A 22,855-nucleotide genomic window follows, 5' to 3' on the forward strand; every position below is an offset into this window, starting at 1 on the left:
AGACCCACGGATCGCAAAACCACTCTGACCGGGCAGGCGTGGCGGATCGGATCTAGCGCTGCCCAAGTCAGCGCATTTTATAAGGGTCTTCAGAGCGGAGAAAGCGGCGCTAGATCCGCACAGAAAAACAGGTGCCCTGCGGCGCCAGGCTGCGCACTTCGATGCTGCCGCCATGCAAGTCCACCGCGTTCTTAACGATGGACAGCCCTAGGCCGGTGCCCTGGATATCGCCGACGTTGGATGCGCGGTGAAAGGGCTCGAACAAATGCGCTAGCTCGCCCTCCGGGATGCCGATGCCCTGGTCGGACACTTCAAACACCAACCGCCCGTCTGCCGGGGCCACCCGAAAGCACACGGTGCCGCCCTGGGGCGAATATTTGATGGCGTTGGACAGCAGGTTGCCAAAAATATGGCGCAGCAGCTTCTCGTCAAACACACCGCTAGCGGGCAGGTCGGCAAAGTCGGTAACGCAAATACAGCGGGCCTCGGGCTGCTGGATACGGGCATCGTCCACCAGGCTCTGGCACAACCCTGCAATATCCAGCGGTTGGGGCTGGAATTCCAGCATCTGCGCCTCGGCCTTGCCCAGCAGCAGCACCCGGTCCAGCATGCGCGTCATGCGCTGCACGCCGCCTTCGATGGTATGGATGACTTCGGCCTTTTCGCTCTCGGGTAGGCGGTCGCCGTAGTATTTGAGCAGCTCCGCCGACGACAAAATGATGGCCAACGGGGTACGGAATTCGTGCGATGCCAAAGAGATGAAGCGCGACTTCATATCGTTGAGCTCCGACTGTTTGTGCAGCGTGAGCCGCTGGGTGTGCTCGGCATGCAGGCGGGCGGTGGCATCCACCACAAACATCAAGGTGGCATCGCGCTTGCCCCATTCGATCTTTACCGCCGACAGTTCCAGCGACCGCTCTTCGCCCTGCTGCGTGATGATGCGCAGGCCGTAGGAAGACTCTACGTCTTCGCCACGCAAGCGGCGCTCGTGGCGGTCCACCATCGGCGCAACATCGTCCGGGTGCACCGTCGCCGTAAAAGGGCTGGACAGCAGGAATTCCAGCGAATGCCCAACGATGCGCACCAGGCTGGGGTTGGCGTACACCATGCGGCGGTCTTGCACCACCACCACGCCCACGCCCACGTTTTCAATCACCGTGCGGTAACGCGCCTCGGATTTGCGCACCTCGTCCAGCGCCTGGTGGCGCTCGATGGCACTGCTGACGTGGTTGGCCACAAAAGACAAAATATCCACGTCCGACGCGCTGTAGCCCATGCCCGGCTCGTAGCCCTGCACCACCAGCAGGCCACTGACCACGCCCTGGATGTACATGGGCACGCCCAGCCAGCTGGTAAAACTCAGGTCGCCGCTGGCCTCGGTGATGTCACCCGAGGCTTGCAGCGCCAGAAACCGCGCATGGTCGATGAGTTGCGGCTGCTCGGTGCGCAGCACATATTCCGACAAGCCCTTGCGGTAGGGCACATGGTTGCGCTGCATGACATCGCCATCACGTTCGTCCACGTAGTACGGGAAATTGAGCATGTGCTTGGCCGCGTCGTACAGGCACACGTAGCAATTCTTGGCATACAGCAGCTCCCCCAGCAGGCCGTGCACGGTCTGCAGGAATGCATGGAACGACAGATCGGCCGCCGCCCGCTCGGCAATCCGGTAAAAAACCCGCTGCAGGGTTTCAGCCTTTTTCTGCTCCAGCGCTTCGGCCTGCAGCTCGCGGGTGCGCTGCGCCAGCCACAGATCAGCGGCGATCTGCTGCTGGATCTTTTCCGCCTGCAGGTTCTGGTAGTCCGATTGCAGGGCTTGGTACTGCTGTTGCAGTTGCTGTATCTGGGCGTGCAGGTCGGAGTCAGAAAGCATGGTGTGGGGTGGGCCGCCGTGTGGGGGCACATCGGCGGGTTCAGGAACAATATTCGCGCCCATTATGGGTGGCAAAGCGGCTGGTGGGGCCACCGGCGATGGCGATGTGGGACGGTCCGGGAGACCACCATCGAGGGTGCCGGTGTTTTTGCAGGCGTACATGGCCTGGTCGGCCGCGTGCAGCAGGCGCGGCAGATCTGCCCCGTCGTCCGGGTACATGGCCAGCCCGATGCTGGCCCCTACCGACAGCGTGGTGCCGGCATCCAGAGATACCGGCTTGCGCAGGGTGGACAGCAGCTTGTGGCACATCTGCTGCACCTCGTCCGCGCCCTGCACCGACTCGATCAACACCACAAACTCATCGCCCCCCAGGCGCGCCACGGTGTCGCTGGCCCGCATCGCGGCCACCAGCCGCCGCGCCACCTCGACCAGCACGGTATCGCCCGCAGCATGGCCGCAGCGGTCGTTGATGGCCTTGAAGCCATCCAGGTCCAGCATCAACAGCCCGCAGCACACGCCGCTGCGTTGCGCCCGCTCTGCGGCACCCTGGAAGCGGTCTTGCAGCAGTTTGCGGTTGGCCAGCCCGGTCAGGGTGTCGTGGTGGGCCAAGATTTCCAGCTGCTGCTGGCGCGTACGCAACTGGACGATCACCTCTTGCAGCTCGGCGACCTGTTGCGCCAGTAGCAGGTCGGGCACGGGCGGGGCGGCAGGCACAGGCGCATCGCCAAAGCGGGTACGGCGCGTAGCCACCAGCGAGCGGTAACGCGGCCGGATGCTGCGCACCCAGCCTTTCAAAGCCCCGGTCCAAGGGCCCTCGCCTGGCCGCAGACCCAGCAAACCCACCATGGCTTACTGGAAACCTGCAGCTGCCACGGAGGATGCGTCGTGCTCTGACGCGGCCTGTGGGTCGGAAGCCCGCCGTGGCCGGGTGGATGGTTTCGGCGCCCGGTACGACGCGCCCGCCGTATCCGAAGACGACGGCGGTGCCGATGCCACTCCCGCAATCACCAATACAAAAATCAAAGCCAAGGGAACCAGTACCAGCATGAGAAGAATAGACATGGGAGACACCTGTAGTGAGAGCCAAACACCGGGGGACGCTGTCTGCAGCAGCCGATAAAGACTTCACAAGATGTGTGCCAAGAAAAAACCCCAATGGAATCAACGGACTGGCGGATAGACGGCAGAGCCGTTTGTCGGGATTAGCCGACAAGACCGCAGCCATGGGCCATGGGAAGTCAATAGAATCAAGGACTTACGGTGTCGGTGGAAACCGACATTTTTCGGCCTCTTGCGGTAGCGGCCTATTGCTATTTAAATTAGAGCTGCCTGTGCAGGTGGAACTTGCGGTGGAGGCTGTTTTGGTTTGTATTTTCTGTGCGGATGGGCGGCACGATGACCCGCTGTGATGTAGCTAATAGGGGTCAGATCCCCATTGCGCGCCAAGTTTTTGCCGGGCGCGAGGGGTGTTTCACGCATTGGGGCTCTGACCCCTATTGGCGGGTTGACGCTAACGGAGATCCCTGGCCGGGCTGTGCCCCCGGCAGGGCAGTAACTTTTCTTTTGCGCTAAAGAAAAGTCACCAAAAGAAAGGCGCCCCCACTACCTGCGTCCCAGCGCTATCGCACTGGGAAACCTGCGGTGCGCGCTTTGGGCGGGGTCTGGCTAAACTCGGCTGCGCCTCAAACAACGCCAGCCCTGATCCGCCCAAAGCTGTGCTCCTCGGCGCATCTAGAGGGGGACCCCGGGGATCGGGATCGGGGGCTTGCGCCCCATCGCGCCTAGGGCGCGAGCTGGGGGTGCAGTGGCTGTGGCTGCATCCGAGCCGATGCTTCTGTTTTGATAGTCAAAAATGAGAGCGACCCGCGCAGGTGTCATATGCGCTGGATGGCGATTCAGCTTGTATTTTTAGCCCATTTTTCCGCAAAAACGGCCTGAGCCAATGGGGTCAGATCACGATTGCGCGCAGGATGCTTGTCTCTCCCCGCTGCCAACCCGCATTCGTGCTCTGACCCCTTTGGCGGGTTAACCACCACAGCGATCATCGCCAAGCCTCGCGCCCTAGGCGCGATGGGGCGCACAGCGCCCCCGGTCCCGCTTCCGGGGTCCCCCTCTGGTTTCGCCGAGGAGCGCAGTCCAGCGGGGATCAGCAGGACGCGTGTTTGAGCGCAGCGAGTTTGCGGCATGCCCCCGTTGGACGAGCACCGCAGGTTCCCCGACGCGATAGCGGCGGGGCGCAGACAGTGGGGGCAGCCTTTCTTTGGGTTACGTTTCTTTGGCTGCGCAAAGAAAGGTGACTGCGCCGCCGGGCGCATACCCCGGCCAGCGGCGACTGTGGCACCCAACACTGCACAGGCCACCACAAACCTCCATCAAAATATTTAAGAAGAAAGCGGCTCCAGCGCATATTCCATCTGCGCAAGCAGCTACGAAAAATAGAGCATTTCACACCTTCGCTGGCTGAAGAAAGAATGCCTGCGCCAGGGAAGTCAAAAGGCCTCACCGGGCTATAGTGTTCCACCGTCAGGCTGTGGGGTTTGTCGGAATTTTTATACCTGGTTTGAAATGGGCGCATCCTGCGCAAAGCCAGTCTGCAAGCCACTTTCAGGAGATTTCGATGACCGATATAGACCGCAGCGCCTTTTTTATCCCGCAGGTTTTGCGGTCTACATTACATTAAACCGCAGAAAAATCATGCCGGCCAAAGTACCTCACTCTTCAAACGTAGCGGGTGACTTCTATGTCGAAGACGGCTGCTGTACCTCTTGCAGCATGCCGTTTACGGTTGCCCCGGACCTATTTGAATCTCATCCCGATGGTCATTGCTACGTGAGCAAGCAACCAACAATTCCAGCTGAAGTGCATCGCATGACCATGGCTTTTGAAGTACAGGACGTGGGCTGCATTCGCTACAAGGGGCAGAACCGTGTGATCAAAATCCTTCTCATTGGAAAAGGAGAAGGGGATCAAATCGACCATCTTGATGCAGACCTTGATCTGCTGAATCGGGAAGTCAAAGCTGACCGATGGGGGCTAAAGTGAATTTTTGGGTTACTCACTATCTGTCATTTAACATTTCACCCAAGATGGATGCCTGCGGCCCCGCTTGGCTCCAAGCGCCACACCTTGCAGACCTTCAACGGGCTACCGCATTTGGAGCATCCCAACTACGCGGGGTAGGTGACGGGGCGTGAAAGCTATTTCCAGATGCCAAACAGGCCTCTTGCGCACATTCAACCTGCGCCAGCAGCTACGTATTCAATAGCAAATTAAGCTGGACTAGATTGACCTATTGGTGTTGACCGCTCTGGCTGCCACGGAAATCCCTGGCCCGGCGGTGCCCCCAGCCAGCGGCACAAATACCACCCACGCACTACAAAATAAATAGCTACTCCCGCAAGCAGCACCTGCGCCAGCAGCCAATTTCTTCCACAAAACCCTCACTCCCCGTCCAACAACCCCTCCTTCACCACCAGCCGGACCAGCCCCGTGATATCACTCACCCCCAGCTTGCCCATGACCCGCGACCGGTAGGTTTCTACCGTCTTGGCAGACAGGTTCAAGGTATGGGCGATGCTGCTGCTGGGCTGTCCGCGCACCACCAGGTTCAACACCTGCCGCTCGCGCTGCGACAGGGTGTGCAGCGGCTCCAGCGCAGCACCGGGGTCGGCGGGCAACAAGGCCTCCATGGCAACGCGCTCGATGGCGGCGCTCCAGTAGTGTTGGCCGCAACAGGCCTGGCGCAAGGCGGTGATGACCTCGGCGCCGGACGCGCCTTTGAGCACGTAGCCCATGGCGCCCATGCGCACGGCATCCATCACCTGGCGGGGCTGGGCCATCATGCTCAGGACGACGACGCGGCTGGGGATTTTGCGGCGTTGCAGCTCGGCCAGCAGCTCGTGGCCGGAGCGCTCGCCCAGCGACAAATCCAGCAGCACACAGTCTGGCGGGGCGCGTACGATGTCGTGCAAGGCGGTGGGCAGGTCGCCGCTTTCGCCCACCACCACAAAACCAGACGGTTCCAGCAGCGCCCGCAGGCCTTCGCGCAAGATGGCGTGGTCATCGACCAGGTACACGGAGTCTGTCATGGCGAATAGCTCAGTTCGATGATGGTGCCGCGCTCGTTGTCGGCGGAGCGGGCACTGAGGTGGGCACCGATGGCCTGGGAGCGTTCGCGCATGCCCACCAGCCCCAGGTGGCCGGGTTTCAGGGCCTGGCCGATGGGGCCCAGGCCGATGCCGTCGTCTTGCACCAGCAGACGCAGGCCCAGCGAGCCCAGGGGCTCGATGCCCACGGTGAGGCTGTGGCAGCGGGCGTGGCACAGGGCGTTGGCGATGGCTTCGCGGGCGACCATGAAGACGGCGTATTCGACCTCGGGGTTCCAGCGGCGGTCGGCCATGGCAGGGGGAATGTGCAAACGCAGTGCCACTGCGCTGTGGTTGGCCGCTTCGGCCTGGATTTCATTGTCTAGCGCCACGCCCAGGCCGTGTTCTTGCAGGAGTGGCGGGCGCAGCTCGACCAGCACCTGGCGCACCTCGCGCATGCCGCGGTCGATCATGCCGGAGACGCGGGTCCAGCTTTTGTCGATGGCGGGCGTGGCACTGGGCGGCAACTGGGCGCGCAGGGCATCGACCGAAATGCGCAGCGTGGTCAAGGTTTGGCCCAACTGGTCGTGCAGCAACTGGGCCAGGCGGCGGTTGGTTTGCTGCTCGGCCTCCATCAGCTGGCGCGACAGGGCCGAGAGCTGTTCGCGGTAATGCCGCAAAGCCTGTTCGGATTCGACCCGCTCGGTCACGTCGCGGGCGGTCAGGGTGACCAGGATGTCGCCGTTGACACGGGTTTCGCTGGCCGAGGCCTCCAGGTGCAGCGTGGCCCCGTCCACGCGCTTGCCCGACAAGGTCCGCCCCGCACCGATCAGACCCGGCAGGTCGGCATGCGGCAGTACATCGGCCAACGCCAGGCCCAGCAGTTGCCCGGCACTGCGGCCAAAAATGCGCTGGGCGGCGGGGTTGCTGAAAACCACACAGGCCTGCGCGTCCAGGCCCAAAATCGCGTCGCTGGTGGTGGAGACGATGGCCGACAGCAGGGCTTCGCTGTCGCGGATTTTTTGCTCGGCCAGGCGGCGGTCACTCAGGTCGCGGGCCACCAGCACCACGGCCACCACCGTGTTGGTTTCGTCGGTTTGCGGGTACAGCAGCAGGTTGCCCCAGAAGCGTCCGACGGGTTGGCGCGGCAGCCAGCCTTCAAACTCCATGCGCTCGCCACCCGCCGCACCGGCGAGCAGCGCTGGCCAGTGGGTGGGCAGGGCCAGCACCTGGGCCATGTCTTGGCCCAGTACGTCCAGGGCATGCAGGCCAAACAGGGCCTGGGCGTTGCGGTTCCAGCTTTGCGCCCGGCCCAGCGGCGAAAGCTGCAGCATGGCGATGTCTACCGCCGCATCCACCAGCAAATCGACCTGCTGCTTAGCGGCCCGCACGGCGGTGTGGGCGCGCAGCTCTTCGCTGATGTCGGTATGGGTACCCAGGTAACCGATGAAAGTGTCGCCCTCAAACAGCGGCGTGGTGTACCACTGCACCCAGGCCACGTGGCCGTCGCGGCGCAGTTGCACGCCGCGCCCGTGCAGCGAAATGCGCTCGGTGCGCATGCGCAGCAGGGTGTGGTCCAGGTTGACCACCTGGTCGGGCAGTATCCACAGCCCCACCGGGGAGCGGCCCACGGCTTCGTCGGCGCCAAAGCCGGTCATGTGTTCGCTGGCGCGGTTTTGGTAGACCACGTTGAAGTCCGCGTCGTACAGCACCAGGCCCACCGGCATCTCGCGCAGCAGTTGCCACACGCGGTGGCTGTTGGAGACCAGCACCGATTCGGCCTGGGCCTCGCCGCGCTGGTCCAGCAGGTCGGCCTCGCTCAGCCAGCGCCACACCGCGCCCTGGCCGAAACGGGGATCTTTTTGCAGCATTTGCTCGCTGTAACCGGGCACGCCGGGCAGGCCGTCGGCACCCAGGCGATCGGTCAAAAGTGGGGGGTGGTGAGACATGGCTGCATCGGTAGTGGGGAGGTGATTGTCGGGTGTGTCGCTTGCCAAAGGCTCAGGGATACCCATAGTACGGGTGTCAAACTTTCCCTACAGACCGCAGCGCCCATCGTCCCTACCATCGCCGCATCGACCCACTTGCCGCATTTTCTGGAACACCATGCCCGCTGCCTCCACCCGCAACATTCCTGCCTTGAATATCCCCGCCACCTCGGCCATTGCCCAACCTGAATTCCTGATGGGCGTAGCCACCGCCTCTTACCAGATCGAAGGCGCTGCCGATGAAGACGGTCGCCTGCAGTCCATCTGGGATACCTATTGCGACGAGCCTGGCCGCGTGCTGCACGGCGACACCGGCGACGTGGCCTGCGACCACTACCACCGCTGGGAGGCGGATGTGGACATGATTGCCGGGCTGGGCGTGGATGCCTACCGCCTGTCCATCGCCTGGCCTCGGGTGATGGACGAAAAGGGCAAGCCCAACGCCAAGGGCATCCACTTCTACAAAAAGCTGCTGGATGCCCTCATCGCCAAAGGGGTGCAAACCTATGTGACGCTGTACCACTGGGACCTGCCCCAGCATCTGCAAGACCGGGGTGGCTGGGCCAGCCGTGAAACCGCCTACGCTTTTGCCGACTACGCCGACCTGATGAGCCGCGAACTGGCGGGCAAGGTCACCGCCTGGGCAACCTTGAACGAACCCTGGTGTTCAGCCTACCTGGGCTACGGCATTGGCCGCCACGCCCCCGGCGTGACCGACTTGCGCCAGACCACGCAGGCCCTGCACCACCTGCTGCTGGGCCACGGCCTGGCGCTGGCAAAAATCAAAGCCAACGACCCTAAGGCCTTGCGCGGCATCGTCTGCAACACCGGCGTATTTGGCCCACACACCGACAGCGCGGCCGACCAAGATGCCGCCTACCTGGCCTACGTGCAGCAAAACCACTGGGTATTTGACCCTCTGATGCTGGGCAGCTACCCGCCCGACCTGTTCCGCCTGTGGCCGGGCACCGAGCCGCTGGTGCTGCCGGGCGACATGGACATCATTGCCACCAAGATGGACTTTCTGGGCATCAACTACTACTTCCGTACCGAGGTCGAATCAGACGGCAAGGGTGGCTACCAGGAAGCCCCCCACTCCGACAAGGTCGAGCGTACCCAAATGGGCTGGGAGGTCTACCCCCAGGGACTGACCGACCTGCTGGTGGACTTCAACGCCCGCTACCAAGACATGCCCCCGGTCTACATTACCGAAAACGGCATGGCCAGCGACGACAGCGTGGGTGCCGAGGGCGTGGTGGACACCCAGCGCATCCGTTTCCTGGAGCGGCATTTGATGGCGGTAGACACGGCCATCAAGGCCGGGGTGGACGTGCGCGGCTATTTCATCTGGTCGCTGATGGACAATTTCGAATGGGCCTATGGCTACGAGCGCCGCTTTGGCATCACCCATGTGGACTACACCACCCAGGTGCGCACGCCCAAGCACAGTTCGCTGGCGGTGCAGGCCTTCTTGCAGCAACGCAAGGAGCGCCCTGCGCGCTAACTGGTTTTCCCTGGCAGAGCCGGTGTCAACATGCCGACTCTGCCCTTTTTCCCCTTGGGCAGTGAGCCCTCTTTCAATAAAAACTGGAGACAACATGCAAGCACAAGTTCGTACCTCGGTGGCCCTGGCCATTGCATCCCTGGCCGCGATAGGCCTTATGGCCACCACGGGCGCACAGGCGCAGACCAAAGCGGAAGTCATGCACTGGTGGACCTCGGGGGGCGAATCCGCTGCAGTACAAGAGTTGGCGGCGGCGTTCAACAAAGCCGGTGGCCAGTGGGTGGATACAGCGGTTGCAGGTGGCGAGGCGGCCCGCGCAGCGGCCATTAACCGCATCGTTGGTGGCAACCCACCCACCGCCGCCATGTTCAACACCTCACAGCAGTACCTGGACATCATCAAGGAGGGCATGCTCAACGACATCGATGCCGTGGCCGCCAAGGAGCACTGGGACACCATGCTGCCCGCGCCCGTCATCAGCAGCATCAAGGTCAACGGCCACTACTACGCCGCCCCGGTCAACATCCACATGCCTAGCTGGTTCTGGTACTCCAAGCCCGCATTTGCCAAGGCCGGCATCACCGGCGAACCCAAGACCCCCGACGAACTGTTTGCCGCGCTGGACAAGCTCAAGGCCGCAGGCTTGGTGCCATTGGCGCTGGGTGGCCAGGGCTGGCAGGAATACATCACCTTTTATAGCTGGTTGGCCCAGGTCGGTGGCACCGATCTGTACCTGAAGTTCTTCAAAGACCACGATGCAGCCGTCGTCAACACCCCCGCCTTCCGCAAGGTGCTGACCGACTTCAAGCGTCTGAAAAGCTATACCGACGCGGGCTCCCCTGGCCGCAACTGGAACGATGCCACCTCGATGCTGATCACCGGCAAGGCTGGTGTGCAGATCATGGGCGACTGGGCCAAGGGCGAATTCAACAACGCCAAACAGGTGGCGGGCAAAGACTTTGGTTGCTTCCCCGGCTTTGGCCCCAAGTCGCCGTACATCATTGCCGGTGACGTCTTTGTGTTCCCCCGCACCAAGGATGCCAACGCCATCAAGGCCCAGCAGTTGCTGGCCACCTCCATGACTTCGCCTGCCACACAGGTCGCGTTCAACAACAAAAAGGGTTCCATCCCGATCCGTACCGATGTGGATGCGTCACAGATGGACTTGTGCGCCCAGACCGGCCTGGCCATCATGAAGGACAAGACCCGCCAAATCGGTGTGCCTGACATGCTGCTGGCCCCCGATGTGGGCGGCGCAGTGCAGGACATCATCTCCAAATACTGGAACACCCCCCAGTCGGTAGACGATGTAGTCAAAGCCTTGCAGGGCGCTATCAAGGGCTAAGCCCCAGACTGCAGTGCTACGCATCTTTCGCCCACCCGGGTGCACGGGGATACCCGTGGCCCGGCGGAGCCGAATCCACGGTATCTTGGGCGAGAGCTGCGCTCTGTCTGTAAGGTGCGTTCCTAAATGTATAGCTGCTCCCGCCCTGTGTACGGGCGCTAAAGGCCTATTTTGCTTACAAAAAATATAAAACCGCCGCCCCGGCGCGGCAAGCGCCAAAACTGGGCGGTCAACTTCGCCCTGCTACCCATGGCAGTTACTGTGCTGCTGTGCTACGTGGGCACCGTGCTGTGGTCGATCACCGTGTCGTTCACCAGCGCCAAAACCTTTCCCAACACCAACTTCATAGGTCTGGCCCAGTACGAAAAACTGTTCAGCACCGACCGCTGGTGGCTGTCGCTGCACAACATGGCGCTGTTTGGCGTGATCTTTGTGATTGCCTGCCTGGTGCTGGGCTTCTTTCTGGCCGTGTTTATCGACCAGAAGGTGCGCGGTGAGGGCATTTTGCGCACCATCTTTTTGTACCCCTATGCCATGAGCTTTGTGGCCACCGGCCTGGTCTGGCAGTGGATGCTGAACCCCGGCCTGGGCCTGCAAGAGGCGGTGCGCCAGCTGGGCTTTCCCAACTTTGAATTCGACTGGATCATCAGCCAGGACAAGGTGATGTACGCCATCGCCCTGGCCGCCGTGTGGCAGTCCGCCGGGCTGGTGATGGCGCTGCTGCTGGCGGGCCTGCGCGGCGTGGACGAAGAAATCTGGAAGGCCGCGCGCATCGACGGCATCCCGGTCTGGCGCGTCTACCTGAGCATCGTGCTGCCGATGATTGCACCCAGCATCGCCACCGCCACCGTGCTGCTGTCGCTGGGTGTCATCAAGGTATTTGATGTGGTGGTCGCCATGACCGGCGGCGGCCCCGGCATTGCCAGCGAAGTGCCGGCCAAATTCATCATGGATTACCTGTTCAACCGCGCCAATATCGGTCTGGCCTCGGCCGCCTCGGTGGTGCTGCTGCTGACGGTGCTGGCCCTGCTGCTGCCCTGGCTGTATGCCAAGAACCGCATGGAACGTGCGAACAACAAGGGCCACTGAACCATGCACCCTACCACTCCCCTCAAAGTGCGCAACCAGCGCCCCAAGCAAAGCTTTTTCACCCCAGCCCGGCTCGGCATCTACGCCTTTTTGCTGATGAGCGCGCTGTTCTTTTTGCTGCCGCTGTACGTGATGCTGGTGACCTCGCTCAAGCCGATGGAAGAAATCCGCCTGGGCCAGATCTTCGCCCTGCCCAGCCGACCCACCATCGATGCCTGGGTGGTGGCCTGGTCCAGTGCTTGCACCGGGCTGGAATGCACCGGCATCCAGGTCGGGTTCTGGAATTCTTTGAAGATCGTCATCCCCAGCGCGGCGTTGTCCATCTTTATCGGTGCGCTGAACGGCTATGCACTGGCCTACTGGCGCAGGCCCTGGGCGGGCTGGTTCTTTGCCATTTTGCTGCTGGGCGCGTTCATTCCCTACCAGGTGCACCTGTATCCCCTGGTGCGTGGGCTGTCGATGCTGGGCCTGTTCAGCACCCTGCCCGCCATTGTGCTGGTGCACACCATCTTCGGCATGCCGGTGATGACGCTGCTGTTCCGCAACTACTACGCCAGTCTGCCCGAAGAGCTGGTAAAGGCGGCACGCATCGACGGCGGTGGCTTCTGGCGCATCTTCTTCCAGCTGATGATTCCCATGTCTACCCCCATCATCATCGTGGCGGTGATCATGCAGGTGACCGGCATCTGGAACGACTTTTTGCTGGGCCTGGTGTTTGCAGGACGCGAGAACCTGCCCATGACGGTGCAGCTCAACAACATCATCAACACCACCACTGGCGAGCGTTTGTACAACGTCAACATGGCGGCCACCATCCTCACCTCGTCGGTGCCGCTGTTCATCTATCTCATCTCCGGTCGCTGGTTCGTGCGTGGTATCGCCGCTGGCGCAGTGAAGGGCTAACCCCCAAGCTACAGCGCAAGCGCTTTTCGCCAACCCCCTTTCAGGGGGCAACACCTGCAGCCTGGCGGAGCCAGTTCTGCGGTGTTCTGGAAGGCTGGTTCACCAACTGCCTTGGCGGTTTTAAAAAAATTAGAGGACTCACTATGGCAAGCGTCAGCATCCAACAACTCCACATCCGCCTGGGCCATGTGGACATTCTGCAAAACATGGACCTGGAGGTCGTGGACGGCGAATTCCTGGTGCTGCTGGGCCCCTCGGGCTGCGGCAAATCCACCCTGCTGCACAGCATTGCCGGGCTGATCGATGTGCACGATGGTGTGATTGCCATTGGCGGCAACGATGTCACCTGGGCCGACCCCAAGGACCGGTCCATCGGCATGGTGTTCCAAAGCTATGCGCTCTACCCCACCATGACGGTAGAACGCAATATGTCCTTCGGCCCACGCATCACCGGCATCCCCAAGGACGAAATCGCCCGCCGCGTGGAGCGTGCCGCCACCATGCTGCACCTGGGGCCGCTGCTGCAACGCAAACCCTCGCAACTGTCTGGCGGGCAGCGCCAGCGCGTGGCGATTGGCCGGGCGCTGGTGCGCGATGCCGGGGTGTATTTGTTTGACGAACCGCTGTCGAACCTGGATGCCAAGCTGCGCAACGAGCTGCGCCGCGAACTCAAGCAACTGCACCACGACATCGGTAAAACGATGGTTTACGTGACCCACGACCAGACCGAAGCCATGACCCTGGCCAGCCGCATCGCCGTGATGCTGGACGGCAAAATCCAGCAGATCGGCACGCCCGCCGAGGTCTACGACCGGCCGGTGAACCGCTTTGTGGCCGGCTTTTTAGGCTCGCCCACCATGAACTTCTTTGAAGGCGTGATGGCCTCCGACAACGGCCAACTGGTATGGCACGCCCCTGGCCTAACCGTGAACATAGCAGCCTACCCCTTCGCCGAGCCACCGCACATGGGCCAGAAAGCCGTGCTGGGTATCCGCCCAGAGCACATCGACCTGGTGCCACTGGAGCAACCCGCCTTGGGGCACGCGACGGTGACCCTGGCCGAACCCATGGGGGCGATGGTGGTGCTGTGGCTGGACCTGGGTGGCACGGCCATGTCGGTGATCGCCGAGAGCCATACACCGCACCAGCGCGGCCACACCCTGGGCGTGCAGTGCGATACGCGGCGCATCTCGCTGTTTGGGGAGAACGGGCAGCGCCTTTGATGTGAAATAACTTGCCAGCTGCGGGCGGCTCTGCCGCTGCAGCCATGCAAGTTAGTGTCTTATGTCCCGCCCAGCGGCGGGCATACTTCTTGGTTTGCCCTGTTGCCGCGATGACTCTTAATGCCCGCCGCTTTTTGATTTTGATGCTGTTGCAAGCCTTTGCTGTGGGCTTGTCCAACATCTTCGTCAACCTCTACATCTGGAACATCGACCGCTCGCTGTTCACCCAGGCCAGCTATAGCCTGAGCCAGTCTGCCGCGATTTTGCTGAGCTTTCCGCTGTGCAGCCTGCACGCGCGGCGCACCTCGCCCATGGCCAGCTCGCGGGTAGGGCTGGTGCTCTTCATGCTGGCCTACGCAGTGATCTTGTGGCTGCAGGAGGACTGCGCCCGGCACGTGGTGCTGATCGGCGGCATGCTGGGCCTGGCGGTCAGCTTTTTCGTCATCGGCCAGCACATGCAGTTTCTGGAAAACGCCCAGGACGCGCAGCGCGACCGCTTCTTGTACGCCGCCAACTACATGACCAGCGGCGCGGCCATCTTGGCCCCATTGCTGGCAGGCTGGCTGATCCAGCACATCGCGGGCGCACCCGGCTACAGCACGGTGTTTGGCCTGTCGCTGCTGACGTTTGCAGCAGCCACCTGGTGGTCTACCCGCATCACCGGCCAGCCGCTGGCACGCCAGTCGAACCTGCTGGGCGCATGGCGCAACAAGCAGCGCACCTGGCGCGGCATGTTCTGGGCCAGCACCGCCATGGCCACGGTGCAAGGCACTTACACCAGCTTTCTGGTGACCATCATGGCGTTCTCCATCCTGCAGGACGAGTTTGCCTTGGGCGCCTACAGCGCCATGGTGGCGCTGGTGGGCCTGGTGTCCAGCGTGGCCTTGGCCGCGCGCAGCCAGGCCCGGCACCGGCTGCGCACCTATACCGTAGGGGCGCTGCTGGTGTGCGCCGCCTCCATCGCGCTGGCGCTGGTTCCAACGCCGGGCATGTTAGTGGTCTACGGTATCGCCAGCGCCATCGGCATGAACACCATCACCACCTGCGAAATCGCCTGGAGCTACGCTGCCATCGAATCCGCCCCCGACTACGACCAACACAAGCTGGACTACATCGTGGTGCGCGAGATCCCGCTGGGCATAGGCCGGATGGTGGGGGTGGGCGTATTTTTGCTGCTCAACAGCCAGTTTGAAAGCCAAGTGCTGACCCTGGGCTTTGTGCTGTTTGGCGCGGTGTACCTGGCGCTGGTACCCGCGCTGCGGCGCATCTGGCAACCGGCCCTGCCCGCACTACAAAAAACATAGCTACCAGCGCAGGCGGCACCTGCGCCAGAGGCCTAAATTCCTTAAGTATTAAGAGTCTTATACGATAGGCGGGTGAACGCTCTACTGCCACCACCCTACCCGACCATCGGGCCAGACCGCCCACCCTGGTGGATCTACCTGCTGCTACCGCTATTGCATTTCGCCAGCGTCAAGCTGACCTTTTTATGCGCCGTTACCCCTGAAAACGAAGTCGTAGTCTGGCTGCCCAATGCCGTGCTGCTGGCCGCCTTGCTGCGCTACCGGGGCCAGCGCGGCTGGGCCATGGCGGCACTGACCTACAGCTCGGACGTGCTGGCCGCACTGTCGGCTTTTTCCGCCGCGGGCGCGGTGCTGCTGAGCCTGGTCAACCTGGCCGAGGTGCTGCTGACCTACTGGTTGATGCGGCGCCTGCAGGTATCGCGGGGCTTGCAGCGGTTTCGGGACTTCGGCAAGTTCATCGTCGCCGGGCCTATCGTGGGCGCGCTGCTGGCCGCCCTGCTGGCATCGGCCGTGCTGCTGCAGCTGGATGCCACCACCACGCCGTATTTCACCCTGGTGCGGCTGTGGTGGTTTGGCGATGCGCTGGGGCTGCTGATCTACACCCCGCTGCTGCTGAGCTTCTCCGGGCCTATGGCATCTGGCCTATCCCACCCCACCCGTTACACCTTGCTTGACGGCACCGTGGTGCTGCTGGGCCTGGCGCTGGCCGGACTGGTTTTCTCTGCCCACCGGGGCGAAATCAGTGGCGTGTCGGTGACACCCGACCTGCTGCTGCCGCCCGTGCTGTACCTGGCCGTGCGCTTTGGTGTGCGCTGGACGGTGCTGGCCGTGGCGCTGATTGCGCTGGCCACCGCCTGGGTCTTGACCATGGGGCACCAGCCGTTCGGGGCGGTCGATGTGCACCTGGAGATTGTGCGGGCGCAAGAGTTCATCCTCACGCTGTGCACCATCGGCATCGGCTTCGCCATCCTGTTGTCCGAGCTGAAAGCCCACGAACGCGGGCTGGAAGACAAAGTGCGCGAGCGCACCCAGGCACTGGAAGCCTCCAACACGCAACTGGCAGCCCTGAGCGCCACGGACGGCCTGACCGGCATCGCCAACCGCCGCCGCTTCGACGAGGTACTGGCCAGTGAGTGGAGCCGGGCGGCCCGCAGCGGCCAACCCCTGGCGCTGGTGATGTTGGACCTGGACTTTTTCAAACCCTACAACGACCACTACGGCCACCTGGCGGGCGATGACTGCCTGCGCCACGTCGCCCGCATGCTGGCTGCACATTTACACCGCACCGGCGACTTGGTGGCCCGCTACGGCGGCGAAGAATTTGTGCTTCTGGCCTCGGTACGCGATGCCGCCGATGCCCTGCACATTGCCGAAACCGCCCGCCTGGCCCTGGCCGCACTGGCGCTGCCGCACGCCGCGTCGCCCTTTGGCGTGGTCACCGCCAGCCTGGGCGTGGCGCTGCACGTGCCTGCCGTAGGCGAAGCCACGGACCTGCTGGTCCAGCAGGCCGACCGGGCGCTGTACCGGGCCAAAGCCCAGGGCCGCAACCAGACGCGCATGGGCTAGTTTGGGGGCCGCCCTTCTACAATCAATGCTTTTCCTATTTGGAGCCAACGATGAGCCTGCACACCTGGTGGCTGTTCCTGATGATGACCTTTGTGGTGTCGGCCACGCCCGGGCCAAACATGCTGCTGGTGATGACCTCCAGCGCCCGTTTTGGCTTTGCCGCCGCGGTGGCGACCATGGGCGGCTGCATGCTGGTCATGGTGCTGATGATGGGTGTCTCGGCGGCCGGCCTGGGCGCCTTGCTGCAGAGCTTTCCGGCGGTGTTCAACACGCTGCGCTGGCTGGGCGCCGCCTACCTCGCCTACCTGGGTGTGAAATGCTGGCGCGAGCCAGTGACCGAAGGCGCCGATGGCGCGGTGGTCAAGGCCGCGGCCGTGCCGACCTACAGCAGCCTGTTCCGCCAGGGTGTGCTGGTCGCGGGCAGCAACCCGAAAGCGATTCTGTTTGCCGTGGCCTTTTTGCCGCAGTTCATCGACGCCACAGCACCGCAGCTGCCGCAGTTCACCGTGCTGCTGCTGACCTTCTCGGTGATCGAAGCCGGCTGGTACCTGGTCTACGCCGGTAGCGGCAAAACGCTGGCCAAAATGCTGCGCCGCGCCTCGGTACTGAAGATGTTCAACCGCGCCACCGGCGGCGTATTCGTCGGCTTTGCGGCCGTGATGGCGGCAGTGCGCAACTGATGTGATGCTACTGAATTTATAGCTTCTGGCGCATATGGAATAAGCGCCAACAGGCTTTTTCTCTCGAAATTCGGCTAGCGACTGAGTTCTATCTGGGGCAGCTGGGTCCCCAGCTTGAACACCGCCACCGCGCCTACCAGGGCCACGGCCTGGCTCTTTAGGCTGCTGGCGGCGGCGGCCATTTCTTCGACCAGCGCGGCGTTCTGCTGCGTGGTCTGGTCCATGTGCACTACCGCTTCGCCCATCTGCGACATGCCCAGGGCCTGCTCGGCGCTGGCCGTGCTGATCTCGCCCATGATCTCGGTCACCTTCTGGATGGACTGCACCACTTCGGCCATGGTGCTGCCTGCCTGGTCGACCAGGGCCGTTCCCTGGCCCACGCGCTCCACGCTGTCGCTGATCAAAGCTTTGATTTCTTTCGCCGCCTCCGCGCTGCGGCTGGCCAGGCTGCGCACCTCGCTGGCCACCACCGCAAAGCCCCGGCCCTGCTCGCCCGCCCGGGCGGCTTCCACCGCGGCGTTCAGCGCCAAAATATTGGTTTGGAAGGCGATGCCGTCGATCACGCTGATGATGTCGCTGATCTTCCTGGAACTTTCGTTGATGCCCTTCATGGTGTCCACCACCTGGCTCACCACCGCCCCGCCGCGGGTGGCCACGCTGGCGGCCGTCAGCGCCAACTGGTTGGCGTGGCGGGAGTTGTCCGCGTTTAGCCGCACGGTGGAGCTCAGCTCCTCCATGGATGCCGCCGCCTGCTCCAGCGCACTGGCCTGCTGCTCGGTGCGGCCCGACAAGTCGTGGTTACCGGTCTCGATCTCCGCGCTGGCGTTCGAAACGCTGCCCGCTCCCTGGCGCACCTGACCCACCACCTGGAACAGACTGGCCTGCATGGTCTGCAGTGCGGCCAGCAATTGACCGGTCTCGTCAGTGGAGGCCACGTGGATGGCCGAGCCCAGGTCGCCGGATGCCACCGACTGCGCCACCTGCACCGCCTCGCGGATGGGCCCGGTGATGGAGGTGGTCAGCCAGTAGGCCAGGGCGATCGCCAGCAAGGTGGCCACTGCGGCCAAGCCCAGCATCAGCACATTGGCACCATGGGCCATGGCGGCGGCCTCGGCACCAAACACTTCCATGCCATCGGTCTGGCTTTTCAAAAAGTTTTCTATTGCCGCCAGATAAATGGTTTGCGGCGGCAGCATCTCCTTGACCAGGTAGCTGCGCCCCTCGTCGATCTTGCCAGCCTTGACCATCTCGACCAACGCAAGTTCGTGCTGTTTAAAGGTGACACGTGCCTCCAGCATGGTGCCGAGGGCGGCTTTGCCTTTTTCGCTGTGCACGCTGCCTTGCAGCTCTTCCACCGCCTTGCCGATCAACACCGCCGAATCGTCAATCTTGGCCAACTCGCCCTGCACCACCTGCGCGTCACCCGCGATCAGCGCCGTGCGCAACGCCCGGGACTGGCGGTTTACCTCGTTCTCAATATTCTGCGCCAGCGCCACCTTGTGGTAGCGGTCGTGCAGGATGATTTCGGTGTTCTGGTCTACCGCGTTGATGCGGCCAATGCCTACTGCCGCCATGGCGATCAGCAGACCAATCACGATGGCGAAACCGGCAGCCAGGCGTTGGCCGATCTTCATATTCTGGAGTAAGTGCATTCCGCCAACTTTCTAGGGAGTGGTGTTTGGGATCAAAGCCATGGCACACGGAAGCAACCGCGCCCGACGCATACTGCCACGCCACGGCGCTGCATAACAGCGATTTCTAATGCCCTGCATGCCGCGAAGGGTTTGCCCCTAGTTAGTTCCGCACCATACGCTCGCAAACCAAATGAAAAATCATGGGCTAGCGCTTATTGAACTTACGCTAATCGCTACTTAATACATAGCAAACCCAATGCCTGACCAAGCGGGCAAGCAGCATCGACTGCGACCGGCTTTACCTAATTCCACGGGTTTCTCCGTAGATAGAAAACGTTTGCGCAAACGTTTGCTAAGTTAATATCCGCGCCACAGAAGCCCGCCAGGTCCGGCCCCGCCGCCCTTGTTTGCCACTGTTCGTCCGCTCTAACTTTCACAACGCCCTGGAGACAACCCATGCGATTCACCCGCCGTACCGTCCAAACCACCCTCGCCCTGAGCATCATGGCCGGGCTATTCGCAGGCCCCAGCTTCGCCGCCGACAAGCCCAAAGTGGCGCTGGTGATGAAGTCGCTGGCCAACGAGTTCTTCCGCACCATGGAAGACGGAGCCAAGGCCCACAACAAGGCCCACGCCGCCCAGTACACCCTGGTGTCCAACGGCATCAAGAACGAAACCGACACCGCCGCCCAGATCCGTATGGTCGAGCAAATGATTGCCCAAAAGGCCGATGCCATCGTCATCGCCCCGGCCGACTCCAAGGCCCTGGTGCCGGTGCTGAAGACCGCCATCGACAAGGGCATTCTGGTGGTCAACATCGACAACCAGCTCGACGCCGATGCGCAAAAAGAAAAGGGCATCCAGATCCCGTTCGCCGGTCCTGACAACCGTGCCGGCGCCAAGCTGGTCGGCGACTTTCTGGCCAAGAGCCTGAAGGCTGGCGACAAGGTCGGCATCATCGAAGGCGTGTCCACCACCTTCAATGCGCAGCAGCGCACTCTCGGCTACCAGGACGCAATGAAGGCCGCCGGTGCCACCGTAGTCAGCGTGCAGTCGGGCAACTGGGAAATCGACAAGGGCAACACCGTGGCTTCCGGCATGCTGCGTGAACACCCGGACCTGAAGGCCCTGCTGGCCGGTAACGACAACATGGCCCTGGGTGCCGTGGCCGCCGTCAAGGCTGCTGGCAAGACCGGCCAGGTGCAGGTCGTGGGTTACGACAACATCACCGCCGTGAAACCCATGCTGAAAGACGGCCGCATGCTGGCCACCGCCGACCAATACGGTGCCAAGCAAGCCGTGTTCGGCATCGAAATCGCTTTGAAGGCGATTGCCGAGAAGAAGAAGCAAGCCGAAATGCCGGCGGCTATCCAGACCGACGTGGTACTGGTAACCAAAGACACCAAGTAATTGCTGTGACCCGTGGCGCAAACATCCGTTTGCGCCACTCCCCATCGTGAATCCTATGACCCCCTCCCCCGTCCTCACCATCCAGTCGGTCAGCAAAACCTACGCCGGCAACACCGTGCTGCATGGCGTGTCCCTGTCGCTGCGCCCCGGCGAAGTGCTGGCGCTGACGGGCGAAAACGGCGCGGGCAAAAGCACGCTGTCGAAGATCATCTCCGGCCTGGAACGCGCCAGCCTGGGCCGCATGCAGCTGGGCGACCAACCCTTTGCCCCCGCCGCGCGCCGCGCCGCCGAGGCCCTGGGCGTGCGCATGGTGATGCAAGAGCTGAGCCTGGTGCCCACCCTCACCGTGGCCGAAAACCTGCTGCTCGGCAGCATTCCCCATCGGGGCCGCTGGCGTGCGCACTGGATCGACCACGCGCAGCTCAATACCCGGGCGGCCAAGCAACTGGCCAAAATGGGCATCCAGGATATTGACCCGCGCACGCCGGTATCGCAGCTCGGCATTGGCCAGCAGCAAATGGTGGAGATTGCCCGCAACCTGCAGGACGACACCCGGGTGCTGATACTGGACGAGCCCACCGCCATGCTCACCCCGCGCGAGACGCAGCATCTGTTTACCCAGATTGCGCTGCTCAAGGCCCAGGGCGTGGCCATCATTTATGTATCGCACCGGCTGGAAGAGCTGGTGCAAATTGCCGACACCCTGGCCGTGCTGCGCGATGGCCGCCTGGTACAAACCTGCCCCATGCACAGCGTGACCGAAGCCGACATCGTGCAACTGATGGTCGGCCACGCGGTGGACCAAGACATGCACCGCCCACGCCGCCCGCGCGGCAATTTGCTGCTGAGTGCGAAAAATCTAGGCCGAGGCAAAGTCGTGCAAGACGTGGCCCTGGAAGTCCACGCCGGAGAGGTCTTCGGCATCGCCGGGCTGGTCGGCAGTGGCCGCACCGAGCTGCTGCGCCTGCTGTTTGGCGCCGACCGCGCCGACACCGGCGAAATCACCATCCAAGGCCAGAGCCACAAAGGCTGGCGCTCGCCGATCCAGGCGATTGCCGCGGGCATTGGCCTGGTCACCGAAGACCGCAAATCCCAGGGCCTGCTGCTGGGCCAGCCGATCCGCATCAACACCACGCTGAGCGACGTGGGCGCGGTGTCGCACGCCGGTTGGCTGGACGTAGCGCGGGAGAACACCATCGCCCAGGACATGGTGCAGCGCCTGTCGATACGCTGCAACAGCCCCGAGCAAGCCGTGGGCACGCTGAGCGGGGGCAACCAGCAAAAAGTGGTGTTCGCCCGTTGGCTGCACCGCGAATGCAAGGTGCTGCTGCTAGACGAACCTACCCGTGGCGTGGACGTGGGCGCGCGCGCCGACATCTACGCCGAACTGGAAAAAATGGCCGAGGCGGGTAAAGCCCTGCTGATGGTCTCCAGCGACCTGCGCGAGCTGATGCAGATGTGCGACCGCATCGGCGTCATGGCCCATGGCCGCCTGGTCACTGTGTTTGAACGCGGCGAATGGACCGAAAAGTCTCTTCTGGCCGCTGCCTTTACCGATACCGCCGCCCTAGCTTCCATGAACTCGGGTGCAGAGCACTCCGAGTCATAGAAGCTACTTCACATTCCTTGGCACCCACGGTTGAACCTCACATTTCCAATATGTCTACATCCCCCAAATCCTCCACCAGCAGCCAGCTCGGCACCTACCTGGGCCTGAGCGCCGTGCTGGTCGGCATGGTCGTGCTGTTCAGCAGCCTGAGCGAATACTTCTTCAGCGCCGACACCTTTGTCGCCATCGCCAACGAAATTCCGGCCCTGCTGGTGATGGCCATCGGCATGACCTTTGTGCTGATCATCGCGGGCATTGACCTGTCGGTGGGCTCGGTGCTGGCCTTGTCAGCGGCGGCCACGGCCAACGCCATCCTGCTCTGGCACTGGAGCGTGCTGCCCGCGGCGGTGCTGGGCCTGCTGGTCGGCCTGCTGTGCGGTGCCATCACCGGCGGCATTGCGGTGATGTGGCGGCTGCCGTCCTTCATCGTCTCTCTGGGGATGCTGGAAGCCGTGCGCGGCGGGGCCTACGTGGTGACGGATTCGCGCACCCAGTACGTGGGCGATGCGATTTCTAGCCTGGCCTTGCCCTGGGTGGGCGGCGTGTCGTCGGCCTTCTTCATCGCCGTGGCGCTGGTGGTGGTGGGCCAACTGGTGCTGACCAAAACCGTGTTTGGCCGCTACGTGGTCGGCATCGGCACCA

The 22,855-nt window shown here is 62.8% G+C and carries 16 protein-coding genes and 1 pseudogene; 12 read left to right on the forward strand and 5 right to left on the reverse strand.

Annotated elements, in window-relative coordinates; genetic code table 11:
- Positions 1–109: 109 nt before the first annotated feature.
- Both ABI213_RS14995 and ABI213_RS15000 read right to left on the reverse strand, forming a co-directional pair.
- Positions 110–2,719, reverse strand: coding sequence for a diguanylate cyclase (locus ABI213_RS14995; protein WP_348027679.1), 2,610 nt, complete (start codon positions 2,717–2,719; stop codon positions 110–112).
- A gap of 3 nt (positions 2,720–2,722) precedes the next feature.
- Positions 2,723–2,935 carry a hypothetical protein gene (locus ABI213_RS15000; RefSeq protein ID WP_348027681.1) on the reverse strand — a complete coding sequence of 71 codons (213 nt, stop codon included), beginning with the start codon at positions 2,933–2,935 and terminating at the stop codon, positions 2,723–2,725.
- Positions 2,936–4,438: 1,503 nt separating this feature from the next.
- Here ABI213_RS15000 and ABI213_RS15005 point away from each other — a divergent pair.
- Entirely contained in the window at positions 4,439–4,915 is a 477-nt protein-coding gene (locus ABI213_RS15005; RefSeq protein WP_348027683.1) for a hypothetical protein, read from the forward strand.
- A gap of 398 nt (positions 4,916–5,313) precedes the next feature.
- On the opposite strand, the gene ABI213_RS15010 is transcribed toward ABI213_RS15005, so the two are convergent.
- Both ABI213_RS15010 and ABI213_RS15015 read right to left on the reverse strand, forming a co-directional pair.
- Positions 5,314–5,961 carry a response regulator transcription factor gene (locus ABI213_RS15010; RefSeq protein ID WP_348027685.1) on the reverse strand — a complete coding sequence of 216 codons (648 nt, stop codon included), beginning with the start codon at positions 5,959–5,961 and terminating at the stop codon, positions 5,314–5,316.
- Positions 5,958–7,907, reverse strand: coding sequence for a PAS domain S-box protein (locus ABI213_RS15015; protein ID WP_348027687.1), 1,950 nt, complete (start codon positions 7,905–7,907; stop codon positions 5,958–5,960). Before ABI213_RS15015 ends, ABI213_RS15010 begins: the two co-directional genes overlap by 4 nt.
- 157 nt (positions 7,908–8,064) lie before the next feature.
- Here ABI213_RS15015 and ABI213_RS15020 point away from each other — a divergent pair, with 157 nt between their 5' ends.
- The 8 genes from ABI213_RS15020 (at position 8,065) to ABI213_RS15055 (ending at position 17,560) form a co-directional block, all read left to right on the forward strand.
- A complete protein-coding gene (locus tag ABI213_RS15020; RefSeq protein WP_348008089.1) occupies positions 8,065–9,450 on the forward strand; it encodes a GH1 family beta-glucosidase in 1,386 nt (461 codons plus the stop codon).
- Between the two features lie 157 nt (positions 9,451–9,607).
- Positions 9,608–10,795, forward strand: coding sequence for an ABC transporter substrate-binding protein (locus tag ABI213_RS15025; RefSeq protein ID WP_348027695.1), 1,188 nt, complete (start codon positions 9,608–9,610; stop codon positions 10,793–10,795).
- Between the two features lie 249 nt (positions 10,796–11,044).
- Complete coding sequence (locus ABI213_RS15030; protein WP_348005778.1) at positions 11,045–11,884, forward strand: sugar ABC transporter permease; 840 nt, start codon at positions 11,045–11,047, stop codon at positions 11,882–11,884.
- 3 nt (positions 11,885–11,887) lie between these two features.
- Positions 11,888–12,787: a carbohydrate ABC transporter permease gene (locus tag ABI213_RS15035; protein ID WP_348005779.1), complete on the forward strand. Its 900-nt coding sequence runs from the start codon at positions 11,888–11,890 to the stop codon at positions 12,785–12,787.
- A 143-nt stretch (positions 12,788–12,930) separates the two neighbouring features.
- Positions 12,931–14,010, forward strand: coding sequence for an ABC transporter ATP-binding protein (locus ABI213_RS15040; RefSeq protein WP_348005780.1), 1,080 nt, complete (start codon positions 12,931–12,933; stop codon positions 14,008–14,010).
- 110 nt (positions 14,011–14,120) lie between these two features.
- The gene (locus tag ABI213_RS15045; RefSeq protein WP_348005781.1) at positions 14,121–15,314 is read left to right on the forward strand and encodes an MFS transporter; all 1,194 of its coding nucleotides are present in this window, start codon (positions 14,121–14,123) and stop codon (positions 15,312–15,314) included.
- Between the two features lie 72 nt (positions 15,315–15,386).
- Entirely contained in the window at positions 15,387–16,880 is a 1,494-nt protein-coding gene (locus ABI213_RS15050) for a diguanylate cyclase (protein WP_348005782.1), read from the forward strand.
- A 50-nt stretch (positions 16,881–16,930) separates the two neighbouring features.
- Positions 16,931–17,560 carry a LysE family translocator gene (locus ABI213_RS15055; RefSeq protein ID WP_348027689.1) on the forward strand — a complete coding sequence of 210 codons (630 nt, stop codon included), beginning with the start codon at positions 16,931–16,933 and terminating at the stop codon, positions 17,558–17,560.
- A gap of 74 nt (positions 17,561–17,634) precedes the next feature.
- Here the strand turns inward: ABI213_RS15055 and ABI213_RS15060 are convergent, their stop codons facing one another.
- Positions 17,635–19,212, reverse strand: a complete 1,578-nt coding sequence (locus ABI213_RS15060) for a methyl-accepting chemotaxis protein (RefSeq protein ID WP_348027691.1) — start codon at positions 19,210–19,212, stop codon at positions 17,635–17,637.
- Between the two features lie 438 nt (positions 19,213–19,650).
- On the opposite strand from ABI213_RS15060, the gene ABI213_RS15065 reads away from it, so the two are divergent.
- The 3 genes and pseudogenes from ABI213_RS15065 to ABI213_RS15075 form a co-directional block, all read left to right on the forward strand.
- On the forward strand, positions 19,651–20,604 hold the full coding sequence (locus ABI213_RS15065; protein WP_348006509.1) for a sugar ABC transporter substrate-binding protein: 954 nt from the start codon (positions 19,651–19,653) through the stop codon (positions 20,602–20,604).
- 55 nt (positions 20,605–20,659) lie between these two features.
- Positions 20,660–22,213, forward strand: coding sequence for a sugar ABC transporter ATP-binding protein (locus ABI213_RS15070; RefSeq protein ID WP_348027693.1), 1,554 nt, complete (start codon positions 20,660–20,662; stop codon positions 22,211–22,213).
- A gap of 50 nt (positions 22,214–22,263) precedes the next feature.
- Positions 22,264–22,855: pseudogene (locus tag ABI213_RS15075) on the forward strand (ABC transporter permease); the annotation flags it as partial.

It is taken from the genome of Rhodoferax sp. (genome assembly GCF_039922535.1).
Taxonomy (GTDB): domain Bacteria; phylum Pseudomonadota; class Gammaproteobacteria; order Burkholderiales; family Burkholderiaceae_C; genus Rhodoferax_B.

What these genes read in the sequence shown, in the direction of transcription:
- ABI213_RS15045 (WP_348005781.1), top strand. Translation starts at nt 14,121, where the DNA reads ATGACTCTTAATGCCCGCCGCTTTTTGATTTTGATGCTGTTGCAAGCC.
- ABI213_RS15070 (WP_348027693.1), top strand. Translation starts at nt 20,660, where the DNA reads ATGACCCCCTCCCCCGTCCTCACCATCCAGTCGGTCAGCAAAACCTAC.
- ABI213_RS15010 (WP_348027685.1), bottom strand. Translation starts at nt 5,961, where the DNA reads ATGACAGACTCCGTGTACCTGGTCGATGACCACGCCATCTTGCGCGAA.
- ABI213_RS15035 (WP_348005779.1), top strand. Translation starts at nt 11,888, where the DNA reads ATGCACCCTACCACTCCCCTCAAAGTGCGCAACCAGCGCCCCAAGCAA.
- ABI213_RS15030 (WP_348005778.1), top strand. Translation starts at nt 11,045, where the DNA reads ATGGCAGTTACTGTGCTGCTGTGCTACGTGGGCACCGTGCTGTGGTCG.
- ABI213_RS15025 (WP_348027695.1), top strand. Translation starts at nt 9,608, where the DNA reads ATGGCCACCACGGGCGCACAGGCGCAGACCAAAGCGGAAGTCATGCAC.
- ABI213_RS15005 (WP_348027683.1), top strand. Translation starts at nt 4,439, where the DNA reads ATGGGCGCATCCTGCGCAAAGCCAGTCTGCAAGCCACTTTCAGGAGAT.
- ABI213_RS15015 (WP_348027687.1), bottom strand. Translation starts at nt 7,907, where the DNA reads ATGTCTCACCACCCCCCACTTTTGACCGATCGCCTGGGTGCCGACGGC.
- ABI213_RS15040 (WP_348005780.1), top strand. Translation starts at nt 12,931, where the DNA reads ATGGCAAGCGTCAGCATCCAACAACTCCACATCCGCCTGGGCCATGTG.
- ABI213_RS15060 (WP_348027691.1), bottom strand. Translation starts at nt 19,212, where the DNA reads ATGCACTTACTCCAGAATATGAAGATCGGCCAACGCCTGGCTGCCGGT.
- ABI213_RS15020 (WP_348008089.1), top strand. Translation starts at nt 8,065, where the DNA reads ATGCCCGCTGCCTCCACCCGCAACATTCCTGCCTTGAATATCCCCGCC.
- ABI213_RS14995 (WP_348027679.1), bottom strand. Translation starts at nt 2,719, where the DNA reads ATGGTGGGTTTGCTGGGTCTGCGGCCAGGCGAGGGCCCTTGGACCGGG.
- ABI213_RS15055 (WP_348027689.1), top strand. Translation starts at nt 16,931, where the DNA reads ATGAGCCTGCACACCTGGTGGCTGTTCCTGATGATGACCTTTGTGGTG.
- ABI213_RS15000 (WP_348027681.1), bottom strand. Translation starts at nt 2,935, where the DNA reads ATGTCTATTCTTCTCATGCTGGTACTGGTTCCCTTGGCTTTGATTTTT.
- ABI213_RS15065 (WP_348006509.1), top strand. Translation starts at nt 19,651, where the DNA reads ATGCGATTCACCCGCCGTACCGTCCAAACCACCCTCGCCCTGAGCATC.